The following is a 23,915-nucleotide window of genomic DNA, read 5'->3' as shown; positions in this document are numbered from 1 at the left end:
CACCTTTTCAGGAGTCCAAATTATGTCTTCGGATGCTGATGCTCACAAAGTGGGCCTAATCCCCGTCACCTTAATGGTATCGGGGAATATTATGGGTTCAGGGGTATTCTTACTCCCTGCCAACCTGGCGGCCACTGGCGGGATTGCAATCTACGGATGGCTGGTCACTATCATCGGCGCCCTGGCGCTGTCGATGGTTTATGCCAAAATGTCGTCCTTAGATCCCAGTCCCGGCGGTTCTTATGCCTACGCACGCCGCTGCTTCGGGCCGTTTTTGGGCTATCAAACGAACGTGCTGTACTGGCTGGCATGCTGGATCGGTAATATCGCGATGGTCGTTATCGGCGTCGGCTATCTGAGCTATTTCTTCCCGATTCTGAAAGATCCGCTGGTATTAACGCTTACCTGCGTCGCGGTGCTGTGGATTTTTGTTCTGCTGAACATCGTCGGGCCGAAAATGATTACCCGCGTACAGGCCGTCGCCACCGTACTGGCGCTGGTGCCTATCGTAGGGATTGCGGTCTTCGGCTGGTTCTGGTTTAAAGGCGAAACCTATATGGCGGCCTGGAACGTGAGCGGCATGAATACTTTCGGCGCAATTCAAAGCACGTTGAACGTTACGCTGTGGTCATTCATCGGGGTAGAAAGCGCCTCCGTTGCGGCCGGGGTGGTAAAAAACCCGAAACGCAACGTGCCTATCGCCACCATCGGCGGGGTACTGATCGCCGCCGTCTGCTATGTACTCTCCACAACGGCGATTATGGGGATGATCCCCAACGCGGCGCTGCGTGTGTCGGCATCGCCTTTCGGTGACGCGGCGCGTATGGCGCTGGGCGATACCGCAGGGGCTATTGTTTCCTTCTGTGCGGCAGCGGGTTGCCTGGGCTCTCTCGGCGGCTGGACGCTGCTTGCCGGTCAAACCGCAAAAGCGGCGGCGGACGATGGTCTCTTCCCGCCAATCTTCGCGCGGGTTAATAAAGCCGGTACGCCAGTGGCTGGGTTGCTTATCGTCGGCGTGCTGATGACTATCTTCCAGTTCAGCAGTATGTCGCCGAACGCCGCGAAAGAGTTTGGTCTGGTCTCCTCCGTGTCGGTTATCTTCACCCTGGTGCCTTATCTTTACACCTGTGCCGCGCTGTTGCTGTTGGGCCACGGTCACTTTGGTAAAGCGCGCCCGCTGTATCTGCTGATTACCTTCGTCGCGTTTGTGTATTGCATCTGGGCGGTCATCGGTTCCGGCGCCAAAGAAGTGATGTGGTCGTTCGTCACGTTGATGGTGATCACCGCGCTGTATGCGTTGAACTACAACCGTATTCACAAAAACCCGTATCCGCTGGATGCGCCGGTTAAACAGGATTGACCACGTGTAGTTAATGTTATCGCAACAGGCCGGATAGCGCAGGTTATCCGGCCGCCACCAACATTAAGTTCTTAAGGTTCACTTAATTTTACTTTGTCACGATTAGCGTCACCGAATCGATGGACGCATCAACATGTTAAAGCGCTTTCTTAAAAGACCTGTTCTTGGGCAAATCGCCTGGCTTCTGCTTTTTTCCTTTTATATTGCCGTCTGCCTGAACATTGCGTTCTACAAGCAGGTACTACAAGACCTACCGTTAAACTCGCTGCGCAATGTGCTGGTGTTTATTTCCATGCCGGTCGTCGCGTTTAGCGTGGTCAATAGTGTGCTGACGCTGGCCTCATTTATTTGGCTAAACCGACTGCTGGCCTGCGTTTTTATTCTGGTCGGCGCTGCCGCGCAGTATTTTATTTTGACTTACGGCATCATCATCGATCGTTCCATGATCGCCAATATGATGGATACCACGCCCGCGGAAACCTTTGCGCTGATGACGCCGCAAATGGTGCTGACGCTGGGATTAAGCGGCGTTCTGGCAGCCGTGATTGCCTTCTGGGTCAAAATCCGTCCGGCGACGCCGCGCTTACGTAGCGGGCTTTACCGCCTGGCCAGCGTCCTGATCTCTATTTTATTAGTTATTCTGGTCGCCGCCTTTTTCTATAAAGATTACGCCTCGTTATTTCGAAATAATAAACAGTTGATCAAAGCGTTAAGCCCATCGAACAGTATTGTCGCCAGTTGGTCATGGTATTCGCATCAACGGCTGGCGAATTTGCCGCTGGTACGCATTGGCGAGGATGCCCATCGCAATCCATTAATGCTGAAAGGCGATCGCAAAAACCTGACGATTCTCATCGTTGGCGAAACCTCGCGCGGCGATGATTTCTCTCTTGGCGGCTATCCGCGCGACACCAATCCGCGGCTGGCGAAAGACGATGTGATCTACTTCCCGCATACCACCTCTTGCGGTACGGCGACCGCGATCTCCGTTCCCTGCATGTTTTCTGATATGCCGCGCAAACATTATGATGAAGAGCTGGCGCATCACCAGGAAGGGCTGCTGGATATTATCCAGCGCGCGGGGATTAACGTACTGTGGAATGATAATGACGGCGGCTGTAAAGGCGCATGCGATCGCGTTCCGCATCAAAATGTCACCGAACTAAACCTGCCCGGACAATGTATCGACGGCGAGTGCTACGATGAAGTGTTATTTCACGGTCTGGAAGACTATATCGACCATTTGAAAGGCGATGGCGTTATTGTATTACATACCATCGGCAGCCACGGCCCAACCTATTACAACCGTTATCCACCGCAGTTTAAAAAATTTACCCCAACCTGTGACACTAACGAAATTCAGAACTGTTCCCAACAGCAGTTGATCAACACCTATGATAATACCGTGCTGTACGTGGACTATATTGTAGATAAAGCTATTAACCTGCTGAAATCTCATCAGGATAAATTCACCACCAGCCTGGTCTATCTTTCCGATCACGGCGAATCATTGGGTGAAAATGGCGTTTATTTACACGGTTTGCCGTATTCCATTGCGCCGGATACGCAAAAACATGTCCCGATGCTCATTTGGCTTTCTAAAGATTATCAACAGCGTTATCAGGTGGATCAGGCCTGCCTGCAAAAACGGGCGAGCACGCTGGATTATTCACAGGACAATCTTTTCTCAACCATGCTGGGATTAACCGGCGTACAAACGACGTATTACCAGGCCGCAGATGATATTCTGCAACCGTGCAGGAGACTAAGCGAATGAAGATACTGATTGTTGAAGACGACACGCTATTATTACAGGGGTTAATACTCGCCGCGCAAACCGAAGGCTATGCGTGTGATGGCGTTTCGACAGCGCGTGCCGCCGAGCATAGTCTGGAGTCTGGTCATTACAGTCTGATGGTGCTGGATTTAGGGCTGCCCGATGAGGATGGCCTGCATTTCCTGACGCGAATCCGACAGAAAAAATACACCCTGCCGGTACTCATTCTGACCGCCCGCGATACGCTCAACGATCGCATTACCGGGCTGGATGTCGGCGCAGATGATTATCTGGTTAAACCCTTCGCCCTGGAGGAGTTGCACGCCCGCATCCGCGCGCTGCTGCGCCGCCATAATAATCAGGGTGAAAGTGAACTGACGGTTGGCAATCTGACGCTCAATATAGGCCGCCATCAGGCATGGAGGGATGGACAGGAACTGACCCTGACGCCTAAGGAGTACGCGTTGCTCTCACGGTTGATGCTCAAGGCAGGCAGTCCGGTGCACCGGGAAATTCTTTATAACGATATCTACAACTGGGATAACGAACCCTCGACCAACACTCTGGAAGTGCATATACATAATTTGCGCGACAAAGTCGGCAAGTCGCGCATTCGCACGGTTCGCGGGTTTGGCTACATGCTGGTTGCCACTGAGGAAAGCTAAGTGAGCCTGATGCGTTTTCAGCGAAGAGCGATGACCCTTCGCCAGCGTTTAATGCTGACAATTGGTCTTATTCTGCTGGTGTTCCAGTTAATCAGTACCTTCTGGTTATGGCATGAAAGCACTGAGCAAATCCAATTGTTCGAGCAGGCGCTGCGGGATAATCGCAATAACGATCGCCATATCATGCACGAAATTCGCGAGGCGGTCGCCAGCCTGATCGTCCCCGGCGTATTTATGGTTAGCCTGACGCTGCTAATTTGTTACCAGGCGGTACGGCGTATTACCCGTCCGCTCGCCGAACTGCAAAAAGAGCTGGAAGCGCGGACGGCGGATAATCTGGCGCCGATCGCCATTCACAGCTCCACGCTTGAGATTGAGTCCGTCGTCTCGGCGATCAATCAACTGGTTACGCGTTTGACCACCACGCTCGACAATGAACGCCTTTTTACCGCCGATGTGGCCCATGAGCTACGCACGCCGCTGTCGGGGGTGCGTTTGCATCTGGAATTATTGTCAAAAACCCACAATGTTGATGTCGCGCCGCTTATCGCCCGTCTTGACCAGATGATGGATAGCGTCTCCCAGCTTCTGCAACTGGCGCGCGTGGGCCAGTCATTCTCTTCCGGGAATTATCAGGAAGTAAAACTGCTGGAAGATGTGATCCTCCCCTCCTACGATGAGCTGAACACCATGCTGGAAACGCGCCAGCAAACTCTGTTGCTGCCGGAAAGCGCGGCGGACGTGGTGGTGCGCGGTGACGCGACATTACTGCGTATGCTGTTGCGAAATCTGGTGGAAAACGCGCATCGCTATAGCCCTGAAGGAACCCATATCACTATCCACATTAGCGCCGACCCCGACGCTATTATGGCGGTCGAAGACGAGGGGCCGGGTATTGATGAAAGCAAATGCGGGAAGCTAAGCGAAGCGTTCGTGCGGATGGACAGCCGTTATGGCGGAATTGGCCTGGGGCTGAGTATCGTCAGCCGCATCACCCAGCTACATCAGGGACAGTTTTTCCTGCAAAACCGTACGGAAAGAACAGGCACCCGTGCCTGGGTGCTGTTGAAAAAGGCATAACAGGCGTTTAATACGTCGTGACCCACACATAGATAAAACTGCTGACAATCAGCACGCTACACAGGGTCGTCAAACTTTTATAAATATAGCTTTTCATGACGCTCTCCTCCAAAGGTATGGAGGAGAGTATGCCCGCGAGAGATTAAGCGAACCTTAAGCGCGAAATTTATTCATCGATACGCGGATGTTGCTGTACCAGACGCGAACGTTTGACCTGCAGCTCCGCAATTTCCTGATCGATGTCGTCGATTTTCTGCTCAATATTATCGTAATGCTCACCCAGAATTTCCTTCGCTTCCTGGATGTCCGACGCCGCTGGCGTTGCGCCTTTTAGCGGACGATTGGCCGTCTCTTTCATGGAAATACCGGTAATCAAGCCGATCACCGCGATGACCATCAAATAATACGCCGGCATCATCAGATCCTGCGAGCTTTCCACCAGCCAGGCCGCCAGCGTTGGCGTCAGACCGGCAATCAATACAGAGATATTAAAAGCCGCCGCCAGCGCGCTGTAACGAATATGCGTCGGAAACATCGCCGGCAATGTCGAGGCCATCACCCCGGTAAAGCAGTTCAGAATCACCGCCAGCATCAACAAACCGGCAAAAATTAGGCCAATAACGTTACTGTTAATCAGGATGAAGGCCGGGATCGCCAGCGCAAACAGCGCAATGCTGCCCATAATCACAAATGGACGTCGACCGAAACGGTCGCTCAGCAGCCCCATCACCGGCTGCACAAACAGCATCCCGATCATAATGGCGATGATAATCAACACGCCGTGATCTTCAGAATAGTGCAGGTTATGCGACAGGTAGCTCGGCATGTAGGTGAGCAGCATGTAGTAGGTCACGTTGGTGGCAATCACCAGACCGATACATGACAACAGGCTACGCCAGTGTTTGGTGGCAATCTCTTTAAAGGAGACTTTCGGCCCATCCTGCAACCCTTCGCGGTCGCCCTGCTCCAGTTTATCCACGTGCTGCTGAAACGCTGGCGTCTCCTCCAGCGCATGGCGTAAGTAGAGACCAATAATCCCCAATGGCAGGGCGATAAAGAACGGAATACGCCAGCCCCACTCCAGGAAATTCTCCTCGCCGACAATCGTCGAGATCAAGACCACCACGCCCGCGCCCAGCACGAACCCGGCGATGGAACCAAAATCCAGCCAGCTTCCCATAAATCCGCGTTTACGATCCGGCGAATATTCCGCGACAAAGATCGACGCGCCGGTATATTCCCCGCCAACCGAGAAGCCCTGCGCCATTTTACACAGCAACAACAGTATTGGCGCCCAGATACCGATCGTCGCGTAAGAGGGGATTAACCCGATACAGAAGGTACTGATCGACATAATCACAATCGTGATCGCCAGGATCTTCTGGCGCCCGTATTTATCGCCGAGCATACCAAAGAATAACCCACCGAGCGGACGAATCAGGAAGGGAACGGAAAACGTGGCCAGCGCGGCAATCATTTGGACGCTGGGATCGGCGCCGGGGAAAAAGACTTTACCCAACGCGTAGGCAACAAATCCATAAACACCAAAATCAAACCACTCCATCGCGTTGCCCAGCGAGGCGGCGGTAATCGCTTTGCGAAGTTTACCATCATCAATGATGGTCACATCGCCCAGTGTAATCGGTTTTATTTTTTTCCTTTTCAGCATAGCTGTCCTCATAGGCTAAGCCCTGTAGCGCTATATACGGCGGGCACTGGCATACCGCGCCAGCGTCGCCGTCGAGCGGAGGGAGGGGCGCGAACGCTATCCCTCATACAAGCGTAGCAGGTTTACTTACACTGTCCGGTTACGGACTGTACAACCGAACCTGTTGACGCCTGAATGGGCAGTTAATGACCTTTTTACCCTAACAGGGTTTAAATATGTGATCAACTTCACACATATATGTCAATTCGGTCAAAAGGTGTAAATAAGGACGCCCTAATGCGCTGTGGTGACAGTAAAAAAGCGGTTATTCGAGTGTAAACCATTGCTGACTGGCGTGGCGCAGACCCTTTTATAAAAGCGGCAATAGTCCCGACAACGCTAAGGATTTTGTGTATAATTGCGGCCTTTTTCGGCGATCTGCCATTTTTGGGCGCGTTTGCCCCCGCTGACTTTTTGAGGATACCAACATGTCATTACCCCACTGCCCGCAATGTAACTCCGAATATACCTACGAAGATAACGGCATGTTCATCTGCCCGGAATGCGCTCACGAATGGAACGATGCGGAACCCGCTCAGGAGAGCGATGAACTGATTGTCAAAGACGCCAACGGCAACCTGCTGGCGGACGGCGATAGCGTCACCATCGTGAAAGATCTGAAAGTAAAAGGCAGCTCTTCCATGCTGAAAATCGGCACCAAAGTGAAGAACATTCGTCTGGTTGAAGGCGACCATAACATCGACTGCAAAATCGATGGTTTTGGCCCGATGAAACTGAAATCCGAGTTCGTGAAAAAGAACTGATTTACCGCGTCATTGCCCGGTAGCGCCTCGCTTACCGGGCCTGAGCGGCCCTGCCACCAACAATATTGTGCCAATTTCGAACTACACTTAACGAGCATCTCTTACCTGAGGTAACCATCATGCCGTTAAGTCCCTATCTCTCTTTTGCCGGCAACTGTGCCGACGCCATCGCGTATTATCAACAAACGTTAGGCGCAGAACTGCTTTATAAACTCAGCTTCGGTGAAATGCCCCCCTCGGCGGCGGATAACGAAGAGGGCTGCCCGTCAGGAATGCGCTTTCCCGATACTGCTATCGCCCACGCCAACATGCGCATTGCCGGCAGCGATATCATGATGAGTGATGCCAGCGCGTCGGGAACGGCGCATTATTCCGGCTTTACGCTGGTGCTTGATACCCAGGATGTAGCAGAAGGGAAGCGCTGGTTTGATAACCTTGCCGCACAAGGGCAAATCGAAATGGACTGGCAGGAGACCTTCTGGGCGCAGGGTTTCGGCAAGGTCAGCGATCGTTTCGGTGTGCCGTGGATGATTAACGTGGTTAAACATCAGCCTGCCACCTAACTCCCCGGGAGGATCGCCCTCCCCCTTGCCATCAGAGTGATCTTTGGCTGTACGTTATCCGCCGTTTAACTGTCATAGAATAAATCATGACGGTAGTTTGCTACAGTCTGGCGAAAGATGGTTGATCCTGATGAAGCGTCGGGAGGACATTATGCCAGTCTGTGAATTACGCCACGCGACAACAGAGGATACCGATTCTGTTTACGCGCTTATCTGTGAGTTACTTAAAAATGAGCTTGATTATCAGGCTTTCAGGGATGGATTTGCCGCTAATTTACTGGACCCCAACGTTCATTATCGTTTAGCGCTGCGCAACGGAGAGGTAGTCGGCATGATCAGCCTGCATATGCAGTTTCATCTCCATCATGCCAACTGGATTGGCGAAATTCAGGAGTTGGTGGTATTACCGCCGATGCGGGGACAAAAAATTGGCAGTCAGCTTCTGGCCTGGGCAGAAGAAGAAGCACGTCAGGCGGGCGCCGAGCTAACGGAGCTTTCCACAAATATTAAACGCCGCGATGCACACCGTTTTTATCTTCGCGAAGGTTACAAGCAAAGTCATTTTCGGTTTACGAAAGCATTGTGATCGGGCAGCCGTCATCAGGAGATAAGGCATAACGTAATCAGCCGTCACCGGGTGAAGTAGCGGAGCCATCTCAATTCTACTGTCGGCAAGCCTGGATAAAGGTTAAACGGGCTGACTCGCTTCTTTAGCAAAAATGGCCCTTTTAAGTTGTAGAAATGTAAATTTATTGTCAACGAACTACACTTTTCTCTTTGGCATCACCGGGAGGGTTGCCTGAAAATCCCGGGATGAGGTTTTCTTAGAAGGACAGTGACGTTATGTTCGCAGCAATCATTATCGGTATTTTTATTATCAGCGTCATTTATGCGCATTCACGCGGTGTGGAAAAACAAAAACTTTCCCGTCAGCTCTTTGACCACTCGACGTTTATGGCGCCGATCAATATGTTCATGACTCGCTTCTCAACGTTACCGGCAAAGCAGCCGTACTTTGATACCACGGCATTTCCAGAGCTGCAGAAGCTGACGGAAAACTGGCAGGTGATTCGTGAAGAGGCGCTACGGCTTCAGCATCACATAAAAGCCGCGCAGTCCAATAACGACGCCGGATTCAACACCTTTTTCAAGCGCGGCTGGAAACGGTTTTACCTTAAATGGTATTCCGATGCCCACCCGTCGGCGGAAACGTTATGCCCGATAACGACAAAGCTGGTCAACAGCGTCCCCTCTATTAAAGCGGCGATGTTCGCCGAGTTGCCTCCCGGAGCCTATCTGGGAAAACATCGCGACCCCTATGCCGGTTCAGTACGTTACCATCTTGGATTAAGCACACCGAATGACGACCGCTGTTTTATTGAAGTTGATCGACAGCGCCATAGCTGGCGCGACGGCGAAGCCGTCATCTTCGACGAAACCTACGTTCATTGGGCGGAAAATAAAACTGAGCAGACGCGTATTATCCTCTTTTGCGATATTGAGCGCCCAATGAAATGGCGCTGGGCGCAGAGCGTAAACCACTGGGTCGGCGCATCGTTGATGTCCGCCGCCAGTTCGCCAAACGACGAGAACGATCGCACCGGTGCGATTAATCGCATCTTTAAATACGTTCACGCAGCACGCGATGCCGGGCAACGGCTGAAAAAGAAAAACCGCACTCTCTATTACGCGCTGAAATATCTCGTTATTGCCGCTATTTTTGCCGCGATAATCCTTTTCAGCCTCCTCTGAAGCCGGGCCGCGGTATGGAACTGCCTGCCGCGGCCTGTTCTATCCTGGCGTTAGTCTCAAAGCGTTCCCTGGCCTTGAGTCTATCCATCCGGATAATTTATTAAAAACCCCCACTTCAGGCAGAGCAGATTGCCGGATGGCGGCTCCGCCCTATCTGGCCTGCGCTCCGCGTTTCTCCCCATAATAAATGTCATGCGGTATTTTCTTTCGACACGTCAAAACTGACGATAGCCTGTTTTTCGTCAGGGTTTTGAGCAAAATTCGCCCGTAATATCAGGGAAAGCCCATACTAAAAAAGTGGCATAAAACATGCATACTGAGGGCGACAGCGCGTATGCGCGATTTGATTAACTGGAGCGAAACCGATGAAAAAAGTCGTCACGGTTTGCCCGTATTGCGCATCAGGTTGCAAAATCAATCTGGTGGTCGATAACGGCAAAATCGTCCGGGCTGAGGCGGCGCAGGGGAAAACCAACCAGGGTACCCTGTGTCTGAAGGGCTACTACGGCTGGGATTTTATTAATGATACCCAGATCCTGACCCCGCGCCTGAAAACCCCAATGATCCGTCGCCAGCGTGGCGGCAAACTGGAATCTGTTTCCTGGGATGAAGCGCTCAATTACGTCGCTGAACGTTTGAGCGCCATCAAAGCGAAGTACGGTCCGGATGCAATCCAGACAACCGGCTCCTCTCGCGGTACCGGAAATGAAACCAACTATGTAATGCAAAAATTCGCACGCGCCGTTATTGGTACCAATAACGTTGACTGCTGCGCTCGCGTCTGACACGGCCCATCGGTTGCAGGTCTGCACCAATCGGTCGGTAACGGCGCAATGAGTAATGCGATCAACGAAATTGATAACACTGATTTAGTGTTCGTCTTCGGGTATAACCCGGCGGATTCCCACCCTATCGTGGCGAATCATGTGATTAACGCTAAACGCAACGGGGCGAAAATTATCGTCTGCGATCCGCGCAAAATTGAAACCGCGCGCATCGCTGACATGCATATCGCGTTGAAAAACGGCTCGAATATCGCGCTGCTCAACGCAATGGGGCATGTCATTATTGAAGAAAACCTGTACGACAAAGCGTTTGTCGCCAGCCGTACCGAAGGTTTTGAAGAGTACAGTAAGATTGTCGAAGGCTATACGCCGGAGTCCGTCGAAGAGATCACTGGCGTGAGCGCACAGGAAATTCGTCAGGCGGCGCGGATGTATGCCAGCGCGAAAAGCGCAGCGATCTTGTGGGGTATGGGCGTCACCCAGTTCTATCAGGGTGTGGAAACCGTGCGTTCACTGACCAGCCTCGCGATGCTGACCGGTAACCTCGGCAAGCCAAGCGCGGGCGTTAACCCGGTTCGCGGCCAGAACAACGTTCAGGGCGCGTGCGATATGGGCGCGCTGCCGGATACTTATCCAGGCTACCAGTACGTTAAGTTCCCGGAAAACCGCGAGAAGTTCGCTAAAGCCTGGGGCGTAGAAAGTCTGCCTGCGCATACCGGCTATCGCATCAGCGAGCTGCCGCACCGTGCGGCGCATGGCGAAGTGCGCGCGGCGTACATTATGGGTGAAGATCCGCTGCAAACCGATGCGGAACTCTCTGCAGTACGTAAAGCGTTTGAGGATCTGGAACTGGTCATCGTGCAGGATATCTTCATGACCAAAACCGCGTCGGCGGCGGATGTGATTTTACCCTCCACTTCGTGGGGCGAGCATGAAGGCGTCTTCTCTGCGGCTGACCGTGGCTTCCAGCGCTTCTTTAAAGCCGTTGAACCGAAGTGGGACCTGAAAACCGACTGGCAGATTATCAGTGAAATCGCCACCCGGATGGGCTATCCGATGCACTACAACAATACCCAGGAGATCTGGGATGAGTTGCGTCATCTGTGCCCGGATTTCTACGGCGCCACTTACGAGAAAATGGGCGAGCTGGGCTATATCCAGTGGCCATGCCGCGACACGTCGGATGCCGATCAGGGAACCTCGTACCTCTTTAAAGAGAAGTTCGATACCCCCAACGGTCTGGCGCAGTTCTTCACCTGCGACTGGGTAGCGCCTATCGATAAACTCACCGAAGAGTACCCGATGGTACTGTCGACGGTGCGCGAAGTCGGCCACTACTCCTGCCGCTCAATGACCGGTAACTGTGCGGCGCTGGCCGCGCTGGCCGATGAACCGGGCTATGCGCAAATCAATACCGCCGACGCCGCGCGTCTGGGCATTGAAGATGAAGCGCTGGTGTGGGTTCATTCGCGCAAAGGCAAAATCATCACCCGCGCGCAGGTCAGCGATCGCCCAAACAAAGGGGCGATTTACATGACCTACCAGTGGTGGATTGGCGCCTGTAACGAGCTGGTGACTGAAAACCTCAGCCCGATTACCAAAACGCCGGAGTACAAATACTGCGCCGTACGCGTTGAGCCGATCGCCGATCAGCGAGCCGCCGAGCAGTATGTGATTGATGAGTACAACAAGCTGAAAACCCGCCTGCGCGAAAGCGCAATGGGTTGATCTGCCGGATGGCGGCATCAGAATGCTTTATTCGGCCTGCGTCTACTGTAGGCCTGATTAGATGCATTAGCATCGCCATCAGGCATTTTCCCTATAACAGCCTCCGCCCGGAGGCTGTTTTTTTATCCATACGATCTCTTTATACTGTCTTTTCCGTACCCTAAATAAAACTCAAAATGAAACTACTTCTTGCATTGATGTTGTTTATGACATTCTTTGCCCATGCCGCAGATCCTGAGCCGGGTAGCCAGTATTTGCAGGCAGCAGAGGCAGGTGACAGACGCGCACAATATTTTCTGGCCGACAGTTGGTTGAGCTATGGCGATTTGAACAAAGCTGAATACTGGGCGCAAAAAGCCGCCGACAGTGGCGACGCCGACGCCTGCGCGCTACTGGCGCAAATCAAAATCACTAATCCGGTAAGCCTGGATTATCCCGACGCGAAAAAGCTGGCTGAAAAGGCGGCTAACGCGGGCAGTAAAGCGGGAGAAATTACGCTGGCGCGGATCCTGGTCAACACCCAGGCCGGGCGCCCGGACTACCCAAAAGCCATCTCGCTGCTGCAAAAGGCCTCTGAAGATCTGGATAACGACTCCGCGGTGGATGCGCAAATGTTGCTTGGCCTGATTTACGCCAACGGCGTGGGCATTGCCGCCGATGATGAAAAAGCCGCCTGGTATTTCAAACGCAGTTCCGCCATTTCCCGTACCGGCTATTCAGAATACTGGGCGGGAATGATGTTTTTAAACGGTGAACCGGGCTTTATTGAAAAGAACAAGCAGAAGGCGTTGCACTGGTTGAATCTAAGCTGTCTGGAAGGGTTTGATACCGGTTGCGAAGAGTTCGAAACGCTAACAAATGGCTGATGTTTATTGTCGGATGAACGTAGTCGTTGTAGGCCTGATAAGCGTAGCGCCATCAGGCAACCCGGAGTAGGTTGCCGGGTGGCAGCGTGAACGCCTTATCCGGCCTACATTCTCTTTCGCTGTAGGCCGGATAAGCAAAGCGCCATCCGGCAATCCGTTATTGGGCGGTCTTATCAAATTTGCCCAGCACGTCGCGCTCGTAGGCCAGCGCTTTTTTGCGGTCAAACTTGTGTTCCCACTTGGCGATCACCAGCACCGCCAGCGCATTCCCCACCACATTTAGCGCAGTACGCGCCATGTCGAGGATACGGTCGACACCAGCGATAAACGCCAGCCCTTCCAGCGGAATGCCCACGCTGCCCAGCGTCGCCAGTAACACCACGAAGGAAACGCCAGGCACGCCGGCAATCCCTTTCGACGTCACCATCAGCGTCAGCACCAGTACAATTTCCTGCCACAGCGACAGGTCGATACCGTATAGCTGCGCGATAAAAATGGCGGCGATGCTCTGGTATAACGTGGAGCCGTCGAGGTTAAATGAGTAACCGGTCGGTACCACGAAACTGGTGATAGAGGCTGGCGCGCCGTAAGCTTCCATCTTCTCGATAATGCGCGGCAGCACGCTCTCAGAGCTGGCGGTCGAGTACGCCAGAATCAATTCATCTTTCAGAATGCGAATCAGAATCCAGATACTTAACCCGCACAGGCGCGCCACGATGCCCAGCACTACAAGCGCAAAGAAGATAATGGCAAAGTGTACCAGCAGCACCAGTTTCGCCAGCGGCCACAGCGACGCGAAACCAAAATTCGCCACCGTGACGGCGATCAGCGCAAAAACGCCCACTGGCGCATAGCGCATCACCATATGGGTGACTTTAAACATGGTTTCAGAGATGGAACGAAATACCGTCACCAGCGGTTCGCGGTGCGTTGCCGGCAGGGATGACAACCCCAGCCCAAACAGGACCGAGAAAAAGATAATTGGCAGCATATCCCCTTTGGCCATCGATGCGATGATATTGGTCGGCACCAGCGACAGTATCGTCCCCATCAGCCCATGCGCATGACTTTGTACTTCCGCCGTGGTGTTCTGGTATTTCGAAATATCGACGGTCGCCAGTTGCGACATATCAATGCCTGAGCCTGGCTGAAAGACATTCGCCAGCGTAATGCCGAGGATAATCGCCACCGTAGTGATCAGTTCAAAATAGAGAATGGTTTTGGCGCCGATACGGCCTAGCTGTTTTGCATCGCCAACGCCGGCGATGCCGACAATCAGAGTCGAGATCACGATCGGCACGACGATCATTTTAATCAGGTGGATAAAGATATCGCCAGCAGGCGACAGCAGGTTGGCAATCAGCCATTCACGACTGTCACTGTGATAATGCAGATAGCTGCCCAACAGAATGCCCAGCACCATAGCCAGCAAAATTTGCCAGGCCAGGCTGACTTTCAAATTTTTCATAACAACAGACTTCCTCGATGAAGCGTTGCTCTCCGCCGAAAGCATGAGAGCAATACATACTGAAAGGGTATGATTTGTGTTGCGTTGGTTTGTAGAGTTTTTTAACGCGCATAATCAGTATCATTTGCATAGCGTCTTGCGCAACCCTTTCATAACAGGGCTTTTGGCTGTTTTTATGCATAATAACGCGAGTTTATGGCGTTAATGATGAATAACTATTTGTTATGGAAAGTTTTTTACTTCGTCAAAAACGAATAATACACTGAGGTAATTAATTTTTACTTGTGTCTCATTCGCCGTTTTTTTAAACAGCACACATGACAAAAGTCACAAAAAAGAAAAAATTATTTCTGCCGATTTTGTAACAATTTAGCCAAATTAATGGCCTCTACCAGCTGCGTGCGATTCACTCGCGGCGAGTTAGCATCCAGTAAGGTTTGCCACAGCGACACGGCTTGCGCATAATCCGCCTGCATAAACGCATCCGCCGCCAGCAGCATCTGCGCGGTCACTTCTGTCGCATCCAGCGCTAACGCTTTATTAATCATTTCACGCGTCGCAGGCGTCATATGTTGTCCGGCCTGGTAATACAGCACCGTTGCCAGCGCGGCGAAAAGCTGCGCGTTATCGCCTCGCAGACGCAACGCCTGACGATATGCCAGCAGCGCATTGTCATACGCATTGCGATAGAGATAATACTCGCCCAGCCGCGCCCATTGCTCGCTATCCTGCGGATTGGCGCGGATTTTTTCTTGCAGCCTGGAAAGCTGCGCCTCTGGCGTTTGCGGGTTCGTAAAGTCACGTAGCGGATCGGCCAGACGCTGTTGCTCGCTACGCACAGCCTGCCATTTCGGCGTCAACAGATAGCCGCCGACACAGGCAGCCACCATCAACACCGCCGCAGCCGCCAGACGCTTTACGGGCATGGGACGTAACGGCGCAGTGGAGTGTTCAGACTGGCTCATTGTTCTCCCTCTTCTGCGTGCTGACGCTTTCTCACCCGCCAGACTACCACGCCCACCAGCAATAACAGCAGGTACGGCAGCGCCCACAACAGCAGCGTTTGCTCATTCAACGGCGGGTTGTAGCGTACGAAATCACCATAACGGTCGGTCATCCAGGCGGTGATTTCCGCTTCGCTTTTACCTTCGGCCACCATGCTGTAAACCTGATGGCGCATACTGACCGCCACGGGCGCATTGGATTCCAGCAAATTCTGGTTCTGACACTGCGGACAGCGCAGTTGACCGGCAATAGACAGCGCTTTTTCCTGCTGTTGTGGATTGTCAAAGCGCCAGGTATCCACCACCTGGGCGTGGGTGCTAAAAGGCAGAAAAATCAGAAAAGCCACAAGTAACATCGTCTTGCCGGATGGCGGCGTAAACGCCTTATCCGGCCTACCATGCTTTTCACTCGTAGGCCTGATAAGCGCAGCGCCATCAGGCAATAACTCAGGATGCTTCCTCCCCCGCCATCCGCTCAGCAGCGCTCCACACACCATCAACAATCCCCCTCCCCAGATCCAGCGCACGCCGGTCTGCACGTATAAGCGCATGGCGTAACGGTCCGCTCCGGTTTTTTCGCCCATCACCGCGTACCAGTCATGTAGCAGGTTCCAGTGAATCCCCGGCTCCATCATTTGCTGGCGACGCGCGGCATAGAAGCGCCTTTCAGGCTGCAGGCTGCCAATGCGTTTTTCATTCCGCCACAACGTGATCAGCGCTTTTTCACTGGTGTAGTTGCCTTTGGCCTCCAGATCCAGACGCTCAAAGCGGAAAATGTAGCCCGCCAGTACCACCTGCTGACCGGGGCTGAGGTTAAGGCTGATTTCATGCCGACTGCCGCTGGAAACCATGATCCCGGCGGCGAAGATAAATACGCCCGTATGCGCCAGCAACGCCGGAAGCTGACGATGCACAGAGACTTTGCGGCTTCTGATTGTCGCCAGCACGATAACCACCAGCATCAGCAGGCCAAACGGCAGCGTGACGCGATTAAAATAGGGCGCGCCCACCGAAAGCCTTCCCCAGCCCATCAAACCATAAATCATGGGGTAGAGCGTCCCGACCAGCACGATCAACAAGACGGCGCTAAAGAGCAGCAGCGTCGTCAGAATGAGCGTTTCGCACTTTCCGCCGCCCAAACGCGCCGCCGGATACGGCTCCCGCGCCCGCCAGCCGTACAGAGCAAGCGATGCCAGACTTAACGCGGCAAAAAGGGTAAACAGCGGCACCGCGCGCACGTTATCCAGCGCAAAAGCATGGACGGAGAGCAGAATGCCGGAACGCACAATCAGCGTTCCCAGCAACGAGAGGATCAGCGTCAGTATCGCCAGCAGCAACGACCAGTGACGGAAGCCCCCGCGCTGGCGGCTGACATACAGACTGTGCAGCAACGCGCTGGCGGCAAGCCACGGCAACAACGAGGCATTTTCCACCGGGTCCCAGAACCACCAGCCGCCCCAGCCCAGTTCGCAATACGCCCACCACGATCCGAGAATGATCCCCAGCGTCAGAGCGCACCAGCCGGGTAACGCCCAGCGCCAGCACACCCAGGCGGTTGCCGCGTTAAAGCCGCCGCACAGTAGCGAGGCCAGCGCTACGCTCGCCGCGGTCATCAGGCCGCCATAACCCAGATAGAGCAGCGGCGGATGTAAGATCAGCCCCAGATGTTGCAGCATGGGATTAAGGTCGCGCCCTTCCATGGCGGGAGGGAAAATACGCAGGAACGGATCGGACCACAGCACAATAAATAGCAGCAGCGAAGCCATAATGAGGGACAAGATGCTCAGGGTCAGCGGAAAAAGCGCGTCAGATTCATGCCGGGAGCGCCAGGCGAATAGCGCCGTCCACCCCGAAAGAAGCAGCGCCCACAGCAGGAGCGAGCCTTCATGACCGCCCCATACCGCCGCCAGTTTCAGTCCCCATGACAACTGACTATGGCTATGCTGCGCAACATAAACGACCGAAAAATCGCTGGTCAGAAAACAGCTAACCAGAATCGCAAACGCCAGTAGCAGCAGCGTGAACGCCGTCCACGCGCCGCAGGTCGTCAGGCGCATGACGCCGCGCCAGTGCAGCCCCATCCCGCACCACGTCGCCAGCGGGGTCAACACGTTGACCCCGAGACTCAACAACAGCGCCAGAAATCCGGCTTCAGGAAGGAAGATGTCCAGATTATGCAACCGTTAGCTGTCCCGCATAAAGAATGAAAAAGCGCAGCAGCAGCACGCCGGTCAAACTGGCGCCGCAAACGGCCAGCACGCCGTGAAACGTGACGCTACGGTTTGCCCAGGGCTTCAGCAGCAGCGGGATAATCAATCCCAGCCCTACGACCCCAAGCCAGAACCACCAGCTCCAGAATCCGCCGCCCAGCGCCGCCGCCAGCGCGCGCATTTTGCCGTCATCGCCCAGCGCCAGCCCGATAAAAAAGGCCGCCAGCAGGAAGATCTCCAGCCATACCACTGGGGTTTCCATGCGATGTACAAAGCGCGCCTCGGTGCTGTGCGGGTTGCTACGATGGCGTAACGCCATAGCGATCAGCGCCACCGCCGCGCCGGAGGAGATGCCGGAGAACAGGAACAGCGCCGGCAGGATCGGGTTATTCAGGAACGGATAGGATTTCAGCGCCGACAGCAGAAAGCCGGTGTACGCTCCGAGCAGAACCGCCAGTACCAGCATTAACGTCTCCAGCGCGCGATGAAACGGCGTTATTAGCGCCAACACTTTCTGCACGATCTCTAACCGCGGCAGCCAACGCTGTTGCAGGGCAATCACCTCTTTTTCAAAGATTTTTGCCAGCCACAGCACTAACACCACCATGTACAACTGGAACAGCATCACCCCCATCGACATCACCGAGGTAAAGCTGTAGTGGAACATCAGCTTCCAGAAGGTCCACGGACGCGTCAGGTGGAAGACCAGAATCAGCAGACCAAGAATAATCGCCCCCGGCCCTAACACCAGCGTAGTGCGCAACAGCGTGCTGTCCGAACCGCCCGCCTCCGGATGGAAGCGGCGCAGCAGAATCGCCAACGTAACCAGTCCGGCGGAGATGCCAATCAGGAACAGATAGATGGCGATGGGCCAGTCCCACACCAGTGATGCAAAATGGAATGCAGAAGCGGGTGTCATTGGCTCACCTCCCCATAGTTAAAGGGAACGCGGTAGACCTTCGGTTTTGTGCCCAGCGCCAGCTTGTAACGATAGGTAGTTTTTTGCCGCAACAAACGGGAGATATCGCTGTTGGGATCGTCCAGATTACCAAACGTCAGCGCCTTCGTCGGGCATGACTCAACGCAGGCGGGCTGTTTGCCCGCTTTCAGGTTGGTTTTCCGGCAGAAATCGCACTTATCCGCCGTTTTGCTCACCGGATGGATAAAGCGCACGCGGTAGGGACACGCGGCAATGCAGTACTGGCAGCCGACGCAAAGGTCCGGGTTCACGTCGACAATACCGCTGGCGGCATCGCGGAATGATGCGCCGGTCGGGCAGACGTCAACGCAGGGGGCATGGTCGCAATGCTGGCACGAGTGGCGGAAGAAGCGATATTTCACATCAGGAAACGTCCCCTGCGGCTCGCTGCGAATAATCGTCAGGCGCGATACGCCTTCCGGCACGTTGTTGACTTCCCGACAGGCATCCATGCAGGCCGTGCAGCCGATGCATAATGACTCATCGTGTACCATGCCATAACGCACGCCGTTAATATTCAACGTGTTCGCTACAACGCGTCCTGCCATCCCACTGACCGCCGCCAGCGCGCCGACGCGGGTAATAAATTGACGTCGGGTGCAACTCATGGCTGCTCCTTAAGCAACGGAACGGACGCCGGATTAAAGTGCGGGTTAGTACGCTGATCGCTGTGGCAATCCACGCATATTTTGATCCGCCCTTTCTCGCTTAGCGTCTGCATCGTGTCTTGCTGCGGATGCAGGGAATGGCAACTGGCGCAGGTCACTTTAGTAACATGAACATCGTGCGGCCAGAACGCTTTTTGCAGTTGTTCAGGCAAGTGGCAGGACATACAGACGCTGTTCTGTTGCTCTACCGTATACATCGGGTCGTTAAAACGCATCACATCTTTCACCCCTTCACGGTGGTGAAGCGACGGTTGACCGTGGCAGTTGGTACAGGTTATCGGCAATTTATTGTTCGGGTTGATAGCGCCCGTATGTTTACCGTGCATACCTTCGGTGTCCGGCTTGTGACAGTCCAGACAGGCAGCATCCGGATTACGCTGCTGGGTGACCGTCCAGCGTTGATCCGACTCCTGCTGCGTTGGCGTGGCAGTGATTCCACTCAGGCTCCAGAACAGGCCTGACGCCAGCACCCCAGCAGTTAATAACGAACGTAATACGCTCATATTCACTCCGTTGAGTTATCCGCCCCTTACGGGGCGGAATGGGGTTATTGGCTTAACAGACCGTTTTTACGCGCCTGATCTTCCCACTGCGGAATCACCGTTTTGATGAAGTCCTGCTTCTCCGCGTTGATTTGTTGCATATTCAAACCAATCGCTTTCTGCGCCTTCTCTTTCGTCGAAATATCCGGCAGCGGAATTTCATGGGTAATGCCTTTGGTCGCCAGCAGTCGCGCCAGTTTAGTTCGGGCATCCGCGGCTTTATCCATCGCACTGCCTAACATCCGTAGACCTTCTTCCGGGGCATGCATATGAATACCGTGTGACGCAATCGCCAGATCCCAACGCCACTGCGCGTGGCGAATATCGTTCAGAATCGGTTTCATTTCCGCGTCTGTCGCCCCCGCATCCCATGCGGCTTTCGCTTCGAAGTGCGCATGTACCAGCTGATCTTCAACCTTGATTTTCAGGTCATGAATCGCCTGTTTACGCTCGGCGACCACTTTTTGCAGGGACGCTTTGTCCTGGGTGTGGCAGTTGGCGCAGGTTTGCGCGAAATTGTCGAACGGGTTGCCGATTTTATGGTCGGTGTAGAGCTTGCCTTCGGCGTTCTGTACTTTCGGCATGTGGCAGTCGATACAGGTCACGTTGTTCTTACCGTGAATGCCCGCGCTCCAGGTTTCATATTCCGGGTGCTGCGCTTTGAGCATTGGGGTTTTCGACAGCGAGTTAGTCCAGTCGGAGAAGGCGATGGCGTCGTAGTATTGCTCCATATTTTCGACCTTCATGCCCTCATCCCACGGGAACTTAACGGCTTTGTTTTTACCGTCAAAGTAGTACTCCACGTGGCACTGACCGCAGACCATCGATTGCTGATCAAAGCGACCGGCTTTCTCAAACGGTTTGCCGATAGCCTCCATCGCCCGTTCAGCATAGGGGCGCGACAACGTTAACACTGGCTTCCCCTGGGCGAAATCGTCCGACGCGGTGTTATGACAGTCGGCACAGCCCAAATCGTTGACAATTTCCGGGCCGCCGCGCGCCCATTTGCCATGGAAGTAGCCGTCTTCGCCTTCTTGTTGGATAAGGCGCGCGACATCGGGGCTTTTACAGCTCCAGCAGGCCATCGGCAGCGGGCCGTCTTCCGCCGTTTTTGGCGCGCCGGTACGCAGCGTTTCACGCACGTCAGTTACCGCATACGCGTGGCCGCGTGGTTTGTTGTAATCACGGGAGAAGGGATAGCCCGCCCACAGGATCACCAGACGAGGGTCTTCCGCCAGCGCATCTTCACGGGCAGACTGTTCTGACGTCGCTTTCCATGACTGATATTGGTCGGGGTGTTGAGGCGCGAACGTTTCATTTTTCGCTTCAACAGTAACGGTTTTTGCGGATTCAGGCGTTTGCTCAGCGTAAACAGAGGTAATGAAGAAAAAAGGAAATATAAGGCTGAAGAAACGGCGTGCGCGTAGTGTTTTCCTTGCCATAGAGGTCTCATCCAGATTGCGCCATTATCTTTAATGGCGATTTTTTATCGTTTTCCATAACAGCAACCGCACAAATACTGTTATTACATTGATCTCCTCTATGTGTAACAAATAACCACACTCAAAATGTTGTCTTTAATCAATTGTAAGTGTATGTAAAATACCACTTTAGAGTTAGTAACCTGGACAAAACTCCCTCTCTTTTCTGTTTTCCGGACACGGATCACTTTTTTAAAAAATTTCATATAACGTCATGTTATCCCGAAAATTTATCTAATTTTGCGGGACACAATCAAAAAATAGATTGCTGCTTATTTGCACAGTTCCCTTTTTGCGTGATCTGTCGCCCAAATACTAAACAAAACTTATTAAGACCCTACATTTAACGTTTATGCGACATATTATTAACATCCTACAAGGAGAACAACAGCATGAGCCAAACACATAAACACGCCATTCCCGCCAACATTGCGGATCGTTGCCTGATAAATCCAGAGCAGTATGAGACTAAATATAAACAGTCTATTAACGACCCCGATACGTTTTGGGGCGAACAGGGAAAAATTCTCGATTGGATCACGCCGTACCAAAAAGTGAAAAACACCTCCTTTGCGCCAGGCAATGTGTCGATTAAATGGTACGAGGACGGCACGCTGAATCTGGCGGCGAACTGTCTTGACCGCCATTTGCAGGAAAATGGCGATCGCACCGCCATTATCTGGGAAGGCGATGACGCGTCGCAGAGTAAACATATCTCTTATCGCGAACTGCATCGCGATGTCTGCCGTTTCGCGAATACGCTGTTGGATCTGGGCATTAAAAAAGGCGATGTGGTAGCGATTTATATGCCGATGGTACCGGAAGCGGCGGTGGCAATGCTGGCCTGCGCCCGCATCGGCGCGGTGCATTCGGTGATCTTCGGGGGCTTCTCGCCGGAAGCCGTCGCCGGACGCATTATCGACTCCAGCTCGCGGCTGGTGATCACCGCTGACGAAGGTGTACGTGCCGGACGCAGTATCCCGCTGAAAAAGAATGTCGATGACGCGCTGAAAAACCCGAATGTCACTAGCGTTGAGCATGTGATCGTCCTGAAGCGCACCGGCAGCGACATTGACTGGCAAGAAGGCCGCGACCTGTGGTGGCGCGATTTGATTGAAAAAGCCAGCCCTGAGCACCAGCCTGAAGCGATGAATGCCGAAGATCCGCTGTTTATCCTTTATACCTCCGGCTCCACCGGCAAGCCGAAAGGCGTGCTGCACACCACCGGCGGCTATCTGGTCTACGCCGCGACCACCTTTAAGTATGTCTTTGATTATCACCCTGGCGATATTTACTGGTGTACCGCCGATGTGGGTTGGGTGACGGGGCACAGCTATCTGTTGTATGGCCCGCTGGCCTGCGGCGCGACCACCTTAATGTTTGAAGGCGTGCCGAATTGGCCAACGCCCGCTCGCATGTGCCAGGTGGTCGACAAACACCAGGTCAACATTCTCTATACCGCCCCGACGGCCATCCGCGCGCTGATGGCGGAAGGCGATAAAGCCATTGAAGGCACCGACCGTTCTTCACTGCGCATTCTGGGTTCCGTCGGCGAGCCGATCAATCCCGAAGCGTGGGAATGGTACTGGAAGAAGATCGGCAATGAAAAATGTCCGGTCGTCGACACCTGGTGGCAGACTGAAACAGGCGGTTTTATGATCACGCCGCTACCGGGCGCTATCGAACTGAAAGCCGGTTCCGCCACCCGTCCTTTCTTTGGCGTACAGCCTGCGCTGGTGGATAACGAAGGCCATCCGCAAGAAGGCGCGACGGAAGGCAATCTGGTCATCACCGATTCCTGGCCGGGCCAGGCGCGTACTCTGTTCGGCGATCATGAACGTTTTGAGCAGACCTATTTCTCTACCTTTAAGAATATGTATTTCAGCGGCGACGGCGCGCGTCGCGATGAAGACGGCTATTACTGGATCACCGGTCGCGTGGATGACGTGTTAAACGTCTCCGGCCACCGTCTGGGTACGGCGGAAATCGAGTCAGCGCTGGTGGCGCATCCGAAGATCGCCGAAGCGGCGGTGGTGGGTATTCCACACGCTATCAAAGGCCAGGCGATTTACGCTTATGTGACGCTCAACCACGGCGAGGAGCCGTCGCCAGAACTGTACGCGGAGGTGCGCAACTGGGTACGTAAAGAGATTGGCCCGCTGGCGACGCCGGACGTGCTGCACTGGACCGACTCACTACCAAAAACCCGTTCCGGCAAAATTATGCGCCGCATTTTGCGCAAAATCGCGGCGGGCGATACCAGCAATCTGGGCGATACCTCGACTCTCGCCGATCCTGGCGTGGTGGAGAAACTGCTCGAAGAGAAGCAGGCCATCGCGATGCCGTCATAACCATAAATGCCGGATGGCAACGCGAACGAGTTTTATCCGGCCTACGACCCTACCCCTGCCCTCTCTCAAACCGGGAGAGGGAAATATAAAAAACCCTCCCCCAAAGGATTTCGTGTTACAGGAAGGCGGCAAGCGAGCACATCCTCAGCAGCATAGTTCACTAT

20 protein-coding genes are annotated in these 23,915 nt (G+C 53.7%); 11 read left to right on the top strand and 9 right to left on the bottom strand.

What is annotated here, in order from left to right; all coding sequences use genetic code 11:
• The first annotated feature begins 22 nt into the window (after positions 1-22).
• From adiC to pmrB, 4 genes are all read left to right on the top strand, one after another.
• Positions 23-1,360, top strand: a complete 1,338-nt coding sequence (gene adiC, locus ABVM99_RS07660) for an arginine/agmatine antiporter (protein WP_000093130.1) — start codon at positions 23-25, stop codon at positions 1,358-1,360.
• A 133-nt stretch (positions 1,361-1,493) separates the two neighbouring features.
• Positions 1,494-3,137: a phosphoethanolamine transferase EptA gene (gene eptA, locus ABVM99_RS07655; RefSeq protein ID WP_000919290.1), complete on the top strand. Its 1,644-nt coding sequence runs from the start codon at positions 1,494-1,496 to the stop codon at positions 3,135-3,137.
• A complete protein-coding gene (gene pmrA / locus ABVM99_RS07650; protein WP_000697899.1) occupies positions 3,134-3,802 on the top strand; it encodes a two-component system response regulator PmrA in 669 nt (222 codons plus the stop codon). The genes eptA and pmrA overlap by 4 nt, the downstream gene beginning before the upstream one ends.
• A gap of 9 nt (positions 3,803-3,811) precedes the next feature.
• The gene (gene pmrB, locus ABVM99_RS07645) at positions 3,812-4,882 is read left to right on the top strand and encodes a two-component system sensor histidine kinase PmrB (RefSeq protein ID WP_001212189.1); all 1,071 of its coding nucleotides are present in this window, start codon (positions 3,812-3,814) and stop codon (positions 4,880-4,882) included.
• A 7-nt stretch (positions 4,883-4,889) separates the two neighbouring features.
• Here the strand turns inward: pmrB and pmrR are convergent, their stop codons facing one another.
• Positions 4,890-4,979 (bottom strand): LpxT activity modulator PmrR, encoded by a 90-nt coding sequence (gene pmrR / locus ABVM99_RS07640; RefSeq protein WP_000844399.1) that lies wholly within the window; start codon positions 4,977-4,979, stop codon positions 4,890-4,892.
• A gap of 69 nt (positions 4,980-5,048) precedes the next feature.
• Positions 5,049-6,551, bottom strand: a complete 1,503-nt coding sequence (gene proP / locus ABVM99_RS07635; protein WP_000919710.1) for a glycine betaine/L-proline transporter ProP — start codon at positions 6,549-6,551, stop codon at positions 5,049-5,051.
• A gap of 467 nt (positions 6,552-7,018) precedes the next feature.
• On the opposite strand from proP, the gene ABVM99_RS07630 reads away from it, so the two are divergent.
• The 6 genes from ABVM99_RS07630 (at position 7,019) to yjcO (ending at position 13,048) form a co-directional block, all read left to right on the top strand.
• The gene (locus ABVM99_RS07630; protein WP_000056482.1) at positions 7,019-7,354 is read left to right on the top strand and encodes a zinc ribbon domain-containing protein YjdM; all 336 of its coding nucleotides are present in this window, start codon (positions 7,019-7,021) and stop codon (positions 7,352-7,354) included.
• A gap of 119 nt (positions 7,355-7,473) precedes the next feature.
• Positions 7,474-7,917: a VOC family metalloprotein YjdN gene (gene yjdN, locus ABVM99_RS07625; RefSeq protein ID WP_001131301.1), complete on the top strand. Its 444-nt coding sequence runs from the start codon at positions 7,474-7,476 to the stop codon at positions 7,915-7,917.
• A 151-nt stretch (positions 7,918-8,068) separates the two neighbouring features.
• Positions 8,069-8,503, top strand: a complete 435-nt coding sequence (gene phnO, locus ABVM99_RS07620) for an aminoalkylphosphonate N-acetyltransferase (protein WP_001526214.1) — start codon at positions 8,069-8,071, stop codon at positions 8,501-8,503.
• A 257-nt stretch (positions 8,504-8,760) separates the two neighbouring features.
• Positions 8,761-9,669, top strand: coding sequence for a lipid A hydroxylase LpxO (gene lpxO / locus ABVM99_RS07615; protein WP_023194567.1), 909 nt, complete (start codon positions 8,761-8,763; stop codon positions 9,667-9,669).
• Positions 9,670-10,034: 365 nt separating this feature from the next.
• Positions 10,035-12,182, top strand: coding sequence for a formate dehydrogenase H subunit alpha, selenocysteine-containing (locus tag ABVM99_RS07610; RefSeq protein ID WP_011233236.1), 2,148 nt, complete (start codon positions 10,035-10,037; stop codon positions 12,180-12,182).
• 176 nt (positions 12,183-12,358) lie between these two features.
• Positions 12,359-13,048 carry a Sel1 family TPR-like repeat protein YjcO gene (yjcO, locus tag ABVM99_RS07605; RefSeq protein ID WP_000771454.1) on the top strand — a complete coding sequence of 230 codons (690 nt, stop codon included), beginning with the start codon at positions 12,359-12,361 and terminating at the stop codon, positions 13,046-13,048.
• A 157-nt stretch (positions 13,049-13,205) separates the two neighbouring features.
• Here the strand turns inward: yjcO and gltP are convergent, their stop codons facing one another.
• The 7 genes from gltP to nrfA form a co-directional block, all read right to left on the bottom strand.
• Entirely contained in the window at positions 13,206-14,516 is a 1,311-nt protein-coding gene (gene gltP / locus ABVM99_RS07600) for a glutamate/aspartate:proton symporter GltP (RefSeq protein ID WP_000793278.1), read from the bottom strand.
• 344 nt (positions 14,517-14,860) lie between these two features.
• Positions 14,861-15,481 (bottom strand): heme lyase NrfEFG subunit NrfG, encoded by a 621-nt coding sequence (nrfG, locus tag ABVM99_RS07595; RefSeq protein WP_000083233.1) that lies wholly within the window; start codon positions 15,479-15,481, stop codon positions 14,861-14,863.
• Entirely contained in the window at positions 15,478-17,700 is a 2,223-nt protein-coding gene (gene nrfEF / locus ABVM99_RS07590; RefSeq protein ID WP_023194568.1) for a heme lyase NrfEFG subunit NrfEF, read from the bottom strand. Before nrfEF ends, nrfG begins: the two co-directional genes overlap by 4 nt.
• Positions 17,693-18,649, bottom strand: coding sequence for a cytochrome c nitrite reductase subunit NrfD (nrfD, locus tag ABVM99_RS07585; protein ID WP_021001034.1), 957 nt, complete (start codon positions 18,647-18,649; stop codon positions 17,693-17,695). The genes nrfEF and nrfD overlap by 8 nt, the downstream gene beginning before the upstream one ends.
• The gene (gene nrfC, locus ABVM99_RS07580) at positions 18,646-19,317 is read right to left on the bottom strand and encodes a cytochrome c nitrite reductase Fe-S protein (protein WP_001278025.1); all 672 of its coding nucleotides are present in this window, start codon (positions 19,315-19,317) and stop codon (positions 18,646-18,648) included. The genes nrfD and nrfC overlap by 4 nt, the downstream gene beginning before the upstream one ends.
• Positions 19,314-19,880 carry a cytochrome c nitrite reductase pentaheme subunit gene (gene nrfB, locus ABVM99_RS07575; protein ID WP_017441244.1) on the bottom strand — a complete coding sequence of 189 codons (567 nt, stop codon included), beginning with the start codon at positions 19,878-19,880 and terminating at the stop codon, positions 19,314-19,316. Before nrfB ends, nrfC begins: the two co-directional genes overlap by 4 nt.
• Before the next feature lie 44 nt (positions 19,881-19,924).
• The gene (gene nrfA, locus ABVM99_RS07570) at positions 19,925-21,361 is read right to left on the bottom strand and encodes an ammonia-forming nitrite reductase cytochrome c552 subunit (RefSeq protein WP_023194569.1); all 1,437 of its coding nucleotides are present in this window, start codon (positions 21,359-21,361) and stop codon (positions 19,925-19,927) included.
• A 431-nt stretch (positions 21,362-21,792) separates the two neighbouring features.
• Here nrfA and acs point away from each other — a divergent pair, with 431 nt between their 5' ends.
• Entirely contained in the window at positions 21,793-23,751 is a 1,959-nt protein-coding gene (gene acs / locus ABVM99_RS07565; protein WP_000083878.1) for an acetate--CoA ligase, read from the top strand.
• Positions 23,752-23,915: the final 164 nt, after the last annotated feature.

The sequence above is a fragment of the Salmonella sp. SJTUF15591 genome, assembly GCF_043356435.1.
GTDB classification, from domain to species: domain Bacteria; phylum Pseudomonadota; class Gammaproteobacteria; order Enterobacterales; family Enterobacteriaceae; genus Salmonella; species Salmonella enterica.
The sequence above is the reverse complement of the archived record's forward strand: the minus strand, read 5'-3'. Positions and strand labels throughout refer to the sequence as shown.